The organism is Beijerinckia mobilis (genome assembly GCF_000745425.1).
GTDB classification, from domain to species: Bacteria; Pseudomonadota; Alphaproteobacteria; order Rhizobiales; family Beijerinckiaceae; genus Beijerinckia; species Beijerinckia mobilis.
Map to the genome: position 1 here is coordinate 86,604 of NZ_JQJH01000004.1, position 14,117 is coordinate 100,720.

Sequence of the window (14,117 nt, forward strand, 5' to 3'; positions counted from 1 at the left end):
AATGTCGCGTGTCGCAGGTTCCGATGGCCGAGGCGGTTCCTCGACAAATGAGAGCCTTTCCAATGCTCTGTTTTTCTGGTGACGCTAGAAAACCAGATTTGCACTCCACGGGCCGGAGCTGGATGCGAGAGTCCAGACCAGTTCTGTTCCGGCAAGCAGGATCAGATTTTGGACCGCATGGCGGGACATCGCCTTCGGCTCTGAACGTCAACGAGGCATGGGAGAAGAGACAATCCCCCATTGATGCTGCGCCGGACAATTTGTGCAACGCGGCAAACCGACAGCAATATTTATGCCATAAATTGATCCCTGCAAGGGTTTATGGCTGGATCGATTCAACCGAGAGGGTTTTTGAAGAGCGTTTTTTTGTAAAGTTGAATCGCTTCATGTCCAAATGCTCGAACAAATTCAGACTCGTTACAAAGAATCTGGTCTTTTGCGAAGCTGCTTGGAACAAATTGCGCTACTCTTGAATGGAAACAGGATTTCCCGTTGAAACAAACGGAACCCCTGCTGAGGGATTGTTAATTTCGAGCATTCTCGATTTGGATAGACTTAACAGAACGGTTCAAAAAACTTGAAAATGCCCGCATGTCTTAAGGAATCTGTTCGGCAATATCCGAACATGCCAGCTTATGCGGCAATATCGGCGTAAGAACAGGATCATCGCGCCAAATGATCCTGTCCTATAGCCTTAATGCCGTTTGTTTGTTCTGGCTTGCGTTTGTTCTGGCTTAAATGTCCGCGTGCAATCACTGACATTTGCCAAACACTTCTGCCGAAACAGGTTCTGCAATGAAACCGGCTGATCAGGAGATCCTGCTCCGGTTATGCGAAGCTGACGCGGCTCTGACGCATCAGAACCGCCCAGCTGCCATCCTCCAACTCGGGTCCACGGAGTCGACGGAAAGCCCTCAATCGTTGCGCCAGCTTATACTGTAAACGAATCGACTTTGGAAGCCTGCTCAAGCGGCACAAAGGTATTTTTATGAGCGTTGCCGTATTTTTGTGCATTCTATCAAGGCTTCAGGGCTCTCGCCTGTGGATCATCGCTTTTCCGCATTTCGCGCATGCGGCTGAGAATCAGTTGGCTCGGGAGATGAGGCTGATGACCTTCCCTTAGCGACGAATCGGAGCCAACAGGAACGAGATCGTCGTTGGCGGCTTTCGCAGCATCTTGAAAATTCGTCTATTCGGCTCCTCCGTCAGTGGGCGGAATGCCGTTTCAGACGCGGCAGGATGAAGGTTTCAACGGCGCGAGCGAAACCCTCGTGCCGATTGTCCGCTGCGACAGCATCTGCTTTCGCTTTCACGGCTTCGGTTGCATTGCCCATGGCAATTGAAAAGCCTGCCTTGGCGAACATCGCGAGATCATTCGCCATATCGCCGATGACCGCGACCTCGGAAAGCGGCACGTTGCAATAGGCGGCGAGCTTCTCGACCGCATGGCCCTTGTCCGCATCGCGCGGCGTGACATCGACATAATAGGCTTGTGAGCGATGCGCATTGGCCTTGCCGGCGAGATTAGCTTCGAGGATCGCCTCGCAAGCGGCGACCCTCGTAAAATCCCGCGATGAACCGACGATTTTGGCTGCCTGGCCGAAGAGGCCGGAAAAATCGGCGACGGTGATCGGAGCCACTCCAATGGCGTGCTGCTCATGGGCGACATAGGCACCTTTGTCGTCGAGGAGGTACCACTTGTCCTGTGTGAACAGCCAAACCTCGAGATCCTGCGCCAGAATCGTGGCAATGGATTCCTGCGCGCAAGCTTCCGGCAGGAGATCAAGGGCAAGACATTGGCCGTGTGGGTCGACGATCATGCCGCCATTGAAGGCAGCGAAGGGCAATGTCAGGCGCAACGGCTCGATCAGCGTGCGAAAGCCCTGCGGTGGCCGGCTTGATGCCAGAGCGAAGGGCAGCCCGTATTCTTTGAGGGTGTTCACGGCGGCGATGGTGGCTGGAGTCAGCCTTTTGTCGGGGGTGAGCAGGGTGCCGTCTACATCCGACACGAACAGCGAGATCGGTGCTTTCGCCTCTCTCATGGCGATTTCCGAGCGGGAACGTTACAATTCATGCAAGTTCGTGCCAGAGGTGTCCGCAACGCGCCGCAAGCGCCGCCGCCCCGGAGGGACCTTGGCTTCCCGCCGCATAGATTTCCAGCGGGCTAAGCCGGCCAAGCGCAGGATCGGCGAAACCATCGAGGAAAGGCTGTACTACCGCCCAGCCTGCTTCCACATGATCGGCACGCTGGAATAATGTCGGATCCCCCGTCAGGCAATCGTAAAGCAGGGTTTCATAGCCGGTACTTGGGCGGCTTTTGAAAGCATTGGCATAAAAGAACTGCATTTCCGCATCGGTGAGCACGATCTGGCGGCCGGGATGCTTGATGACGAAACGCAGACTCAGCCCTTCGTCGGGCTGAATTTTCAAGATCAGCCGCCCGGGGGAAAGGTCACATGCCGGAATGTGGCGAAACAACACGCCGGGCGCTTTCCTGAAGTGAATGACGGCTTCCGTGCGCCGGGCCGCCAGAGCTTTGCCGGTGCGGATGAGAAACGGCACGCCCTGCCAGCGCCAATTGTCGATCCAAAGCGTCAATGCGACGAAGGTTTCGGTCTCGCTTGCCGCATCGACGCTCGCATCGGCGCGGTAGGCCCTCTGTGCGGCACCGGCGATCGTGCCCGCGCCATATTGCCCGCGCACAGCATTGGCCATCGCTTCTTGAGGGCTATAGGGGCGCACGGCTTCCAGAACCTTGGCTTTTTCCGTGCGGATGGCTTCGGCATCGAAGGAATTGGGTGGTTCCATGCCGATCATCGACAGCAGTTGGAACATGTGGTTCGGCACCATGTCGCGTAGGGCGCCTGCGGTGTCGTAGAAACGTCCCCGGCCTTCGACACCGACGGTTTCCGCCGCGGTGATCTCGACGGCATCGATATGGCTGCGATCCCAGATCGGCTCGAACATGAAATTGGCAAAACGCAGAACCATGATGTTCTGCACAGTTTCCTTGCCGAGGTAATGATCGATCCGGTAGATTTGTGTTTCGGCGGCGACGCGCAAAATCGCCTTGTTGAGAGCCTGCGCCGACGCCAGATCGCGGCCGAATGGTTTTTCGATGATGATCCGGCGAAAATGGCCGTCTTCCTCCCGTAGCAGACCGGCCTGGCTGAGGAGATCGATGATGGTTTCGAAGAAACGGGGGGCAGTCGCGAGATAAAAAATCGCATTGCCACAGGATTTCTTTTCGGTTTCCGCATCCGGCCGGCTCTCGGCGCGTGCGTCTGGACACGGTTCCGGCAAATGCCGCGCGATTGCGTCGAAGGTCGCGGCTGCGGTGAAATCGCCGCGCTGATAGAAGAGACGGGAGCGAAGAAAATCCCGGGCGCCGTTGCTTTTGTTGTCATGGCATGCGGCGAGAACGGCGTTGCGAAAACTTTCATCATCCTCCTCATGATGATCGACGCCGAGAATGCGTGTGTCCTTCGCAAGCAGGCCTTCGCGTGCGAGATCGAGGAGGGCCGGGATGAGAAGGCGATGGGTCAGATCGCCGCGCGCGCCGAAAATGACGATGAGACAGGGCGGCGCGGCGTCCGGCGGCGTCGGTGGACAGTGGGGAGCCGGAAGGACTTCCGTCATTTGGCCTGTTCTCTCGCCGTTTCCTTGATCTTTCCTTCCTGATGGCCGCCAAAGCCGAACCGCATGGCGGAGAGCAATTTTTCGCTGAACCTGTGCTGGCTGCGTGAGCGAAACCGCGCGAATAGTGAGGCGGCAAGGACATTGGCTGGCACGGCTTCCTCGATGGCTGCCTCGATGGTCCAGCGGCCCTCACCGGAATCGGCGACATCGCCTTCAAAGCCTTTGAGATCGCCATCCTCGGCGAGGGCGCGCGCGGCAAGGTCGAGCAGCCAGGAGGAAATGACGCTGCCGCGCCGCCAGACTTCGGCGATATCGGCGACATTAAGTGTGTAGCGTTCCGCCTCGGGCAGGTCTTCCGAGGCCTTGTTGCGCAGAATATCGAAGCCCTCGGCATAGGCCTGCATCAGGCCATATTCGATCCCGTTGTGAACCATCTTCACGAAATGACCGGCGCCCGCCGGACCGGCGTGAATATAGCCTTGTTCTGCGCGTGGATCGGCATTGCTGCGGCGTGGTGTGCGCTCGATTTCGCCCGATCCTGGGGCAAGGGTCCGGAAAATGGGATCGAGCCAGGAGATGATGTCGGCGGGGCCGCCGATCATCATGCAATAGCCGCGTTCGAGACCCCAGACGCCCCCTGAGGTGCCGACATCGAGATAATGGAGGCCGCGCTCGCCGAGTTTGCGCGCGCGGCGGATATCGTCCTTATAGAAAGTATTGCCGCCGTCGATCAGAATATCGCCCGGGGCAAGAAGATCGGAGAATGCCGCAATGGCTGTCTCCGTGACGTCGCCTGCTGGCAGCATGAACCAGAGAATACGCGGCGGGGCCAGCGCTGCGACGAGAGCGGCGGGGTCGGCGGCGCCGCGCAGGCCTTCTTCTGCAAGAATTTCTATGGCTGCGGGCCGCGCGTCATGGACGATGCATTGATGGCCACCTCGTGCGAGGCGCCGCGCAATATTGCCGCCCATGCGGCCAAGGCCGATAATGCCCAATTGCATGGCTCTCTCCTCAAGAGCGGCGCCGGTGGTTTGTCTTTTACTCTCCCTCTCGTGCTCGGTTTCCAAGCGCGTTGGTGAAATGCCGTCATTTCCGCCTTGAGGGTCAGCTTTCCGTATGGGCGAGCTGCTCCAGCGCCGCCTCCGCCAAGTGATCGGCCGTGAAGCCAAACCGTTCCTGCAAAACCTTGTAGGGGGCCGAAGCACCGAACGAATTCATGGCGATGATGGTTCCGCTTGGGCCTGCATAGCGTTCCCAGCCGAGGCTGCTGCCTTGTTCGATGACGACGCGCGCGGTGAGGGCAGGGGGTAGGACCTTATGCCGGTAGGCTTCTTCCTGTTCCTCGAACAACTCCCACGAGGCCATGCTGACGACGCGGACGCTCTTGCCATCCTTTTTCAGACGCTCGAAAACTTCAACGCACAATTGCACTTCGCTGCCGCTGGCGATGAGAATGACCTTGGTGTCATCGCCTTCGGTATCGGCAAGGATATAGGCGCCTCGCGCGAGCCCATCGGCCGGCGCATAAATTGTCCGGTCGAAGGTCGGTAATGCCTGGCGGCTCAGGATGAGGGCTGATGGGCGGCTCGTCTGCGCAAGGATGACCCGATAAGCTTCGACGACTTCATTCGCATCGGCGGGCCGCAAGGTAAGAAGCCCTGGCATGGCGCGCAGGCTGGCGAGATGTTCGACCGGCTGGTGTGTCGGACCGTCTTCGCCGACACCGATGGAATCATGCGTGAAGATGAAAAAGACCGGCAATTCCATGAGCGCGCCCAGGCGGATCGCCGGGCGCATATAATCGCTGAAGACGAGGAAAGTGGCGCCGAAGGCGCGCAGATCGCAGAGGCCGAGACCATTGACGATCGCGCCCATGGCATGTTCGCGAATGCCGAAATGCATGTTTCGTCCGCCAGGCGTGGCGGCTTCGAGCGTTCCCGCGCCCTCGAAGGTCAGTTTGGTCTTGTTGGAAGGCGCGAGATCGGCCGATCCGCCGACAAGCCAGGGACAATATTCCGCGATGGCATTGAGGACCTTTCCGGAGGCATCGCGCGTCGCCATGCCTTTGGGATCGGCCGGGAAGGTCGGGAGCGCCTTGTCCCAATTTTCCGGCAATTCACGCGCAAAGAGGCTGTCGAGTTCCACCGCCGCCTTGGCCTCGGTCTGACGATAGCCGTCAAACAGGTTCGTCCATTGCGCATAAAGCGTCTTGCCGCGCTGGCCGAAGGAGGCGGCGAAATGATCCACGACACCATCCGGAACCAGGAATTGAGCGTCTTCCGGCCAGCCGTAAAAGCGTTTGGTGAGTTTCACTTCCTCGACACCGAGAGGATCGGAATGGGCCGAGGATGTATTCTGTTTGTGCGGCGCGCCATAGCCAATGATTGAGCGGACGATGATCAGCGTCGGCTTGTCGGTTGTCTGTTTGAAATTGGCGAGTGCGACTTCCACGGCGAGCAAATCATTGGCATCGGCCACAGTGAGGACGTGCCAGCCATAGGCTTCGAACCGTTTCGCGACATCTTCGGAATAGGCAAGATCGGTCTTGCCTTCGATGGTGATGTGGTTGCTGTCATAGATCCAGCAAAGATTGTTGAGGCGCAGATGACCGGCGAGTGACGCCGCTTCGCAGCTGACGCCTTCCATCATGTCGCCATCGCTGCACAGCGTATAGACATCATAATCGAACAGGGTCTGTCCCGGGCGGTTGTAGCGGGCCGCCTGCCAGCGGCCGGCGATCGCCATGCCGACACTGGTGCCGCAGCCGGCACCGAGCGGCCCGGTCGTCGTCTCGACGCCAATGGTGAAACCATATTCGGGATGACCGGGGGTGCGGCTCCTGTTCTGGCGGAAATTCTTGAGGTCTTCCAGGCTGACCGCGGGCTCCTGCTTGCCGGGCACGCGGACATTGGTGAGATGCAGCAGGGAATAGAGCAGCATCGAGGCATGACCGACTGAAAGCACGAAGCGATCACGGTTCGGCCAGAACGGATTGGCTGGATCGTAGCGCAGGAATTTCTGCCACAGAACATAGGCAACAGGCGCCAGCGCCATGGGTGCGCCCGCATGACCGGAATTGGCCTTCTGAACAGCATCGATCGTCAGGGTCCGGATCGTGTTGATGCACAGCTGGTCCATGGCCGCTTTGGCCTCCTTGGACGTATTCGACTGTGCGGCAAGGTTCTGATCACTGGACATGAGACGCTCGATTTGTAGGGGAAGGTGAGCAGCGGAAGCGGTTCAAGGCATGTTTCATCTGCCTTTAAAGGTTCATCAGGGTTCGAACAAGCCGCAGTCCGGAAGGGCCAAGATGGGAAAGGAATGGGGGGAGTGTAGTGGTGATCTGCACTTTGCGGGCTCAATGGGGCATCGCTAGGGACACAATGGCTATTCAGCTATATCTCATTGAAACACTGTATATTTTATCGAGGGATCAGAAGCCGGAAGGCTAGTGTTAAGGCCGCATTGATCTTCCGTGAGGTTTGCCGGAGACAGGCGGATCTCGAAGGTAATGCGCTCACGGATTAAAATGATCCGAAGAAATTTTGATGTTTTGGTGTGATGCCGTGACCAGGACAATGGTTCCCCGAATGGTTTCACATGGCCGTGATCGCGTTCCGCGATCTTGAACCTGCGACACTCACACACGCTTCATGACCACGGTCATGGTCGGACCGACAGACGCATCGTTTCCTGTGCCATTTAAGGGGAAGACGGTGCCTTTAAGCCAAATCTCCAAGCCACACTTTATTGAGCCCGAAGAGAGGAATTGAAAAGTTCCGCGTCAGTAAAGCTATAGCTCTGTTTATTGTAAGCATAGGCTATATAAGTAAGTTTTTCCTATAAATTATTCCGAAGTTACCATTTTATCTCATATAATATACAATGCTTGTTTGTATGAGAAAAACTGCATTATATGATAGTGTATCCCGGTATGTAACGGGTTCGATCCGTGAGCGGCAGACTTTCGCGGCGCCATTCTCATTGGATTGGATGCTTCGAGATGGGATCAAAGCGTCTCTCAGCCGGCACAAGGCGTTTAGGTGCGGCGGGTTCAATTTCGGCGATCTTGAAGCCTTCGGAGTGACAAAAATCACTCCACCGGCTTGGGTTTCCGCCAAATTTCTTTCCGGTGATGATCGCGCTTATTGATTCGTCAAATCGACCCGGACGAACTACTCATTTTTGAGTTTGATGCTCTGGGAGAACCGGTTTGGGACGTTCTTGGGGGCGATTGCTCATCGTTCAAACCGTGGAGCAATTCCACATTCTTGAATGGTATGACTTTTCTCTTCAGATCGGAGACGTTCGGGACCGAAGCCGATCCGCAAACCAATTCTCCGGGATGCCTCTTCTTCCCGACATTCGGGGAATCCTGGCTCTCTTCATCCGGAATTTGTGTTCGATCTGGAGAATGTCCTGCAAGACTTTGTTCTGTCAGGCCGCGCTGCAATTGGTTCCAATGCGAATGCCCTGCTGCATGGCAATGGTGAGTTTCACCTTCCGCCAATGAGCCGCGGAGCGACGATCTTCCAGACATTTTCCACGCGCACGGTCGCGCGCCTCGCGATAGGCTTGGTCCTGATAGCGGCTGATGAGGGAGAGAGCGTCTTCCTGGACCAGCTGGGCCTGTATCCTGCGTCCCAAAGAGAGGGAGCCCGCAAAAGGAAGAAGATTGCGGATTTTCGCGAGCGAGGACATAGTGAACAGGCTCCGGCCTTCATAGGTGAATAAAGCGAACATAAAACGAACAAATCGGGATCGCAAGGTGTTTGTTCCTGTTTTATTCTTTTACGGCATTGCCGAGCCCGAGCATTCCATCGCGATCTTTTAAAGGCGGATGTCTAAACAAATGGTTTCTCTCGAAAAAGCGCGAAGCGCATTGGCGGCGCATCCGCTTCCGGAAAGTCCCTGGATCGAAGTGACCGAGGATGCAATCCTCATCAAGGCAGGGTTCAGTGAACAGATTTTGCAGCTTTTGCGCTGGGTTCCACGCGTGCAATGGCGGCCCGACAAGCGTCATTGGGTCGTGCCTTTGACTGGCGCCGAAACGGTGCGGACTGTTCTGCCGGAAATCATGCGCCTTGCGGAATTGACCGCGCCGGTCAAAGCGGAGACAGTCCGTGCGGAAAATCCTTCCTCAGCTGAAGAGCCGGAAGCGTTGTTTCGCAACGCCGGCCGTTCCCTCTTTGGGGCCGAATGGCAACGTGAGACTGCGCAAGCTTTGGGCCGCAACGAGACGGATTTGGCGCGTTGGCTTCTGGGGGACCAGCCCATTGAAAATCCCGACGTAATTTTAAACGATCTCCTGCTTTTCATGCGGCGCAGGGCCGCGAGCATAGCGGAAGAAGCCGAGCGCCTGGCTGCGGCTCTGGAACGGCGAAAGGCCGTTGGGCAAGACACCAAGGCCTGATTTTCATATACGCGCATTCATCAGGGGACTGATCTGTATCCTTTACAATGAAACACGCAGAATGATTGCGGTACCGTCGCATTTGTCGGTTTTTCGCGGACAAATGAACCTCAAGATTCATGTCTCCAAATGATCCGGAAGAGGTACGATCCTCCGGCTAGCAAGTTCCGATGGAAATCGCGAACTGACACTGCGGAGAACCCAAATCCGGATCGATGAAGCGCATCATCACTCATCAAGATCAGAGAATTGGCGGGAACAATTTCGGAATTGCCGCGAAGCACCATCAATGACGCATGTCTCAGAATAATTGTGCGAGACAGGCGGATTGCGGATGAGCATGGATATGCCTGTAGCCGTTTGTGGCAAGACTATGCCGTTTTTCGGGATCATTGGCGAGTGTGACGCAGGTTTCAACGAGATCTTCATAGCGGCAAAGGGCAAGACCGTCAGCGAAATCCTGTACGTCGGGATCGTCCGTTGAACCTTCCGAGACGATACAGATCCGGTTGGTGAGCAGATAGAAGACGCGAACGATCTCGAAGATTTTCGCATCGTAGAAGTGGAGATTGAGGACAATTTTCGCCCGAGCGATCAGAGCGTCCCGATCCTGCCCGTAAACACCAAACAGATGCACGACGGTGAGCCCGCGGTCTTCGAGCGCCTGCAGAACGAGGCGGCGCCTTTCGTTCAATGAACCATAGAAGAGAATATCGATATCCTGCTCGGCCACAGCATGAATGCGCTCAAGTCTTGATGTGTATCCAAGCTTGAGCAGACGAATATGGTCCATCCCGAGCGCATTCAGCTTGTGGATATTGTCCCGGCTGTAATCAAGAACCGGATGCCGCGACAGGAGCGCGCAATAGCTTTCAGATGTCCATGAGCTTTTATCGTCGATCTGTTCCAGATTCACGATGATACTGTCTCTGGGCAGGGTCGCGCTAATATCCTCCGGCAAGAGATGGGCGCCGAAAACGATTGGCACGCGATCGCCGCATTCCCATTGATGGCGAACGATTGGCGCCGATCCTCCGAGTTCCTCGAAAGCGGCGCTCAAGGCTTCGGTGATTTCATCGAAGGCGTGGGAATGAGGATAGTTCTCCGGTGTGACGACCCAGATACAATGACGATGCCGATGGTATTCGAACCCCTCGGCGAACGGGGGAGAAATGGAGGCGCCTGCCGGCATTGGCGAAAGCGTAGAGCCGAAGTCGCGCTGTGCCGGCCGGATGGTCTCGACCATGCCGCTTTCCTGCGCCGTCAACGGGATTTTGCGGAGAACGACTTTCATCGCGTCAATGGCGCGGGGCGTGCGGCTGATCTCTTCGAGATTCTTGCCTTCGGCGATGAGGGTGGCCCCGAAAGGACTTGGCACGAAGGTGAGGGCGTCCAGCGTGAAACGGGCATCGTTCCAGCCGAGATACCAGAACCAATCGGTATAATAGAGCCAGCTTCGTTCATTGAACGCACGTATATGCGTCGGATCCTGCCAGGCGCCGAAGGAGAGATCATAAGGGACCTGAATTTCGAAAAGACCGCCGAATTCGAGAAGCGTCAGGCAATTGCGCATCAGCATCGGCAAGTGTGCGACATGTTCGAGAACGTCCATCGCGATGATCGATGTCAATGTGCAGGGCATCAGCCGGATCCGCCCAAAGCGCTCCGTCGTGAGCACAAGACCCTGCTGACCAATCTCCTGCGTGCAAAGGTCGACCACAGCATCAGGTGTCCAGCGGCCGTCTATGTCTATATTCAGAAAATCAGGCCGGAAATCCTTTCCCGAACCGAGATTCAGCCGTTTTGGGAAATCGTCTGCGGCGGGAGAGAATGCTGGGTTTGTCTTGGCATACATTGAGATCGGGACTCCTTGTCAACCGCGTGTCGACCCGGACGGAAAAGCGGCAGGCAAGGAAGTGTGACGCTCTTACCCTGCGCGAAGCTGATCTCGCCGAAGATCACGCGCGTTTGGCTGCCGATCCCTTCTTCCCGACGGCGTAACAGATCGGCTTCAGGCTTTTATATGGGCCGGCGGAGAGAAGCCCTTCAACGAACTCTGCGCCCGGCGCGGCGTTTGTCTGTATTCCGAATGGAGAGAGGCCGGCCCTCGCAAACGCTTCGCTTCGGCTCTGTCTGGATGGTTTGGTTCTCTGCGCCGCTTTATAATGCGAGACTTTCAGGGCCGGACGATCGCGCGATGATCGGGTTCAATCCGGAAGACTCGAGGAGATGAACATGCAATCTCCAGCCTCCTTGATTTCGCGCCCCGCTCCCGGCGCTCCGCTTTTGTTTGTCCTTAGCGGGAGCGATGAACTCGGCACTCTGGTCGCCGGGCATCTCGGGCTTGATCGCGCAGCGCATGAGGAACGGGAGTTCGAGGACGGCGAGCATAAGGCTAGGCCGTTGACGGCTGTCGCCAATGCGGACGTCTACATCCTGCACAGTCTCCATGGCGGACCACAGGCCAGCGCCAACGACAAGCTTTGCCGCCTGTTGTTCTTTATTGCGGCGGTGAAGGACGCGGGTGCGGCGCGGGTTACTGCGATCGCACCCTATCTATGCTATGCGCGCAAGGATCGCCGCACCAAGCCGAATGATCCAGTCACGACACGCTACGTCGCCGCGCTGTTCGAGGCTTTGGGAACGGATACGCTGGTCACGCTGGAAGTTCATAACGAGGCGGCGTTCGAGAACGCCTTTCGCCGGCGCACGGTGGCGCTGACGGCGGCGCCGATCCTCGTCGCCCATATACGGCCGCTGATCGGTGATGAGCCAGTGTGCGTGGTCTCGCCCGACCTTGGTGGGGGAAAGCGCGCGGATCTTTTTCGTGAGGTGCTGGAGGCGGAGCTCGGGCGGCCAGTCGGCAAGGCCTTTGCCGAGAAGCATCGTAGCGCCGGTGTCGTCTCAGGCGATTTGTTCGTCGGTGACGTGCGCGATGCGACATGCATCATCGTTGATGATCTCATCAGCACGGGCGGTACGCTGGTGCGCGCCGCCCGTGCGGCTTTGCGGGGCGGTGGCCGGAGAGTCATCGCCTGCGTCGCACATGGTCTCTTCATGGAAGGGTCCGCAGAGACCCTCGCGGATTCTGCGATCGAACGTATCGTCGCGACCGACAGCGTGCCGCCCTTCCGCCTCCCTGCCGGGCCGGTGCGCGATAAGCTCGAAATCGTGAGTGCCGCGCCATTGATCGCCGAGACCATCCGCCGGCTGCATGATGGCGAGCCCTTAACCGATCTCATGGTTTTCTGATGAAATGTTCAAGCCCGACAGCGTCTCTTGCCGCGAGTCTGATATAGGCATGCGCTCGCCTTGGCCATTTTTCCGGCGTGCGTGGCCGCTCATCCAGCAGATGTGCGATCGAAAGCCGTGCCCGTAGCAGGGCCCGCTGGGTCCGATAGAAGAGAAACAGGCCGGAGCTGCGTGGCTCGCCTAGCAGAGTGGCAAGCCGTCGGCGGATGCGCTCGCCAGCCCAGCAGGCACCCAGCCTTTCGCATTCCAGGTGCAGGAAGGCGATCTCATCGAGCGGATCGAGCGCGCGAAGGCGGGCGTCGAATTCGAGGCAGTCGATGATCCTTATGGGACGGGTCAGCCAGATATGTTCCGGGCGCAGGTCGCCATGGGCATCGATGATGCGCCCATTGCGCGCGCGCTTGGCGAGCACTTCGCCATGCTCGGAAAGAAATCGCTGCTGGAGGCCGAGGATCCGGCCAATCGGTCCAAGTGGCAGGCCAAATCGCTTATCGCAAAGCACGCTACGATTGAGAGCAGTCGCGCGTCGCCAGTCGGCGAGGAGGTGCTCTGCCGGCATCAGCACCGGGCGGGCATGGCGATAGAAGGCCTTCAGCGTGGCCGCGACGCGATCGACTTGCCATATTTTCAGTTGCCCCGTGAGCAGGACCGTCTCGAAATTTGTGGCGGGGTCAAGCCGGCGCATGACGACAAGCCAGTCGACCGTTTCGCCTGAACCACCGATGGCGAGACCGGAAGCATCGATCGTCAACGGCAGAACGCCCTCATACACATCGGGTGCGAGCCGCCGGTTCAGCGTATCCTCCGCGCGGCAGGCGATCTCCCGGCGTTCCAATGTAGAAAAGTCGAGATAGGGAAACCGGACCGGCTTCTTCAGTTTATAGACGCGGTCCTCTGTCAGGAACACCCAAGACATATGGGTCTCGTGCATCTCGACACCACGAACCACTCCCGGGAAATGTCGCGCGTCTTTGAGGAACGCCAGCTTGTCCTCGCTTTGGACGGTCGGATTAAGCGTTGCCACGCTGCGGGTTGGGGCCGTGTCAATCATCCGCAAGACTTCGAAATCAGCGACTTGCTCATAGATGCAGGTCAATATCGTCTGTAGCCAGGATACATATCATGTCGCTATAGCATCAAACGGTGAAGTGGGTATTTTCTTTTGGAAAAGGAATTTCATTCTGCCGTGAGCCGCAGAGCTTTCGGTACGGAAAGATCATCTTGGCTTCCTGCTTCTAATTCTTGCTTCCGCATGCGTGATGGTAGGGGCGTCATACGGAATTATAGAAAGCGATCATTGCCCCGATGATACGAAGACGCGCAAGAGCCCGTTAAGTCTCTCCTGCTTGTGCTTGGCAATACATCACAACACTTTTGTCTTTCCTTTGGCTTGACATTTTGTCCCCATTGCCTTGTCGCGTATGTGTAAATTGAGCAGTTGGAAAAAGATGACAATCAATTACTTGGGTATGACGGCATCAAGACCGTTGCCGTGATGAAGAGACGCCAAAAAGGTGTGTTGTTTCTGGTTTCTCGACGAGAATGATTTACTGGCCTTATCCTTGGCCTCAAGTACGCGACGAATTTTCAATAATTTGCGAACGTCGGATAGCGTGCTTTCCTTTCGCGATTGGATTTAGGCCCTACACGACGCCGGCTATATCGCTCACCATCATGCCGCTCTATATCATGGAACTCAATTACACTGAAATTATTTTGTGTGTATGTAAAAATCGGTGGCGTCAAGATGCCAGTGAGTGAAAAAATTTGGATGAAAGTCGTATCTGAAAGTGACTTGCGGAGGTTACAAAAA

At 56.8% G+C, this 14,117-nt stretch carries 10 protein-coding genes; 3 read left to right on the plus strand and 7 right to left on the minus strand.

The window, feature by feature from the left end:
• Positions 1-8 precede the first annotated feature (8 nt).
• Positions 9-473, plus strand: coding sequence for a hypothetical protein (locus DL88_RS20185; RefSeq protein WP_156970961.1), 465 nt, complete (start codon positions 9-11; stop codon positions 471-473).
• 732 nt (positions 474-1,205) lie between these two features.
• Here the strand turns inward: DL88_RS20185 and DL88_RS05850 are convergent.
• The 5 genes from DL88_RS05850 to DL88_RS05870 all read right to left on the minus strand — a co-directional run bounded on the left by DL88_RS05850 (position 1,206) and on the right by DL88_RS05870 (position 8,382).
• Entirely contained in the window at positions 1,206-2,042 is an 837-nt protein-coding gene (locus DL88_RS05850; protein ID WP_034993335.1) for a Cof-type HAD-IIB family hydrolase, read from the minus strand.
• A gap of 28 nt (positions 2,043-2,070) precedes the next feature.
• Positions 2,071-3,639 (minus strand): glucose-6-phosphate dehydrogenase, encoded by a 1,569-nt coding sequence (gene zwf, locus DL88_RS05855; RefSeq protein WP_034993338.1) that lies wholly within the window; start codon positions 3,637-3,639, stop codon positions 2,071-2,073.
• A complete protein-coding gene (gene gnd, locus DL88_RS05860) occupies positions 3,636-4,844 on the minus strand; it encodes a phosphogluconate dehydrogenase (NAD(+)-dependent, decarboxylating) (RefSeq protein ID WP_280949195.1) in 1,209 nt (402 codons plus the stop codon). The genes zwf and gnd overlap by 4 nt, the downstream gene beginning before the upstream one ends.
• Complete coding sequence (gene tkt, locus DL88_RS05865; RefSeq protein ID WP_034993343.1) at positions 4,744-6,837, minus strand: transketolase; 2,094 nt, start codon at positions 6,835-6,837, stop codon at positions 4,744-4,746. Before tkt ends, gnd begins: the two co-directional genes overlap by 101 nt.
• A gap of 1,239 nt (positions 6,838-8,076) precedes the next feature.
• A complete protein-coding gene (locus tag DL88_RS05870) occupies positions 8,077-8,382 on the minus strand; it encodes a hypothetical protein (protein ID WP_034993345.1) in 306 nt (101 codons plus the stop codon).
• 109 nt (positions 8,383-8,491) lie between these two features.
• Here DL88_RS05870 and DL88_RS05875 point away from each other — a divergent pair, with 109 nt between their 5' ends.
• On the plus strand, positions 8,492-9,052 hold the full coding sequence (locus DL88_RS05875) for a hypothetical protein (RefSeq protein WP_034993347.1): 561 nt from the start codon (positions 8,492-8,494) through the stop codon (positions 9,050-9,052).
• 301 nt (positions 9,053-9,353) lie between these two features.
• Here the strand turns inward: DL88_RS05875 and DL88_RS19255 are convergent, their stop codons facing one another.
• Positions 9,354-10,907, minus strand: coding sequence for a hypothetical protein (locus DL88_RS19255; RefSeq protein ID WP_051955645.1), 1,554 nt, complete (start codon positions 10,905-10,907; stop codon positions 9,354-9,356).
• A 380-nt stretch (positions 10,908-11,287) separates the two neighbouring features.
• On the opposite strand from DL88_RS19255, the gene DL88_RS05885 reads away from it, so the two are divergent.
• On the plus strand, positions 11,288-12,304 hold the full coding sequence (locus tag DL88_RS05885) for a ribose-phosphate diphosphokinase (protein WP_051955646.1): 1,017 nt from the start codon (positions 11,288-11,290) through the stop codon (positions 12,302-12,304).
• Here the strand turns inward: DL88_RS05885 and DL88_RS05890 are convergent.
• Positions 12,291-13,355 (minus strand): hypothetical protein, encoded by a 1,065-nt coding sequence (locus tag DL88_RS05890; protein ID WP_051955676.1) that lies wholly within the window; start codon positions 13,353-13,355, stop codon positions 12,291-12,293. The two genes, DL88_RS05885 and DL88_RS05890, sit on opposite strands and share 14 nt — an antisense overlap.
• Between the last annotated feature and the right edge of the window lie 762 nt (positions 13,356-14,117).

Coding starts and splice junctions, on each gene's coding strand:
- DL88_RS05850 (WP_034993335.1), bottom strand. CDS start 2,042: ATGAGAGAGGCGAAAGCACCGATCTCGCTGTTCGTGTCGGATGTAGAC.
- zwf (WP_034993338.1), bottom strand. CDS start 3,639: ATGACGGAAGTCCTTCCGGCTCCCCACTGTCCACCGACGCCGCCGGAC.
- tkt (WP_034993343.1), bottom strand. CDS start 6,837: ATGTCCAGTGATCAGAACCTTGCCGCACAGTCGAATACGTCCAAGGAG.
- DL88_RS05870 (WP_034993345.1), bottom strand. CDS start 8,382: ATGTTCGCTTTATTCACCTATGAAGGCCGGAGCCTGTTCACTATGTCC.
- DL88_RS05875 (WP_034993347.1), top strand. CDS start 8,492: ATGGTTTCTCTCGAAAAAGCGCGAAGCGCATTGGCGGCGCATCCGCTT.
- DL88_RS19255 (WP_051955645.1), bottom strand. CDS start 10,907: ATGTATGCCAAGACAAACCCAGCATTCTCTCCCGCCGCAGACGATTTC.
- DL88_RS05885 (WP_051955646.1), top strand. CDS start 11,288: ATGCAATCTCCAGCCTCCTTGATTTCGCGCCCCGCTCCCGGCGCTCCG.
- DL88_RS05890 (WP_051955676.1), bottom strand. CDS start 13,355: ATGATTGACACGGCCCCAACCCGCAGCGTGGCAACGCTTAATCCGACC.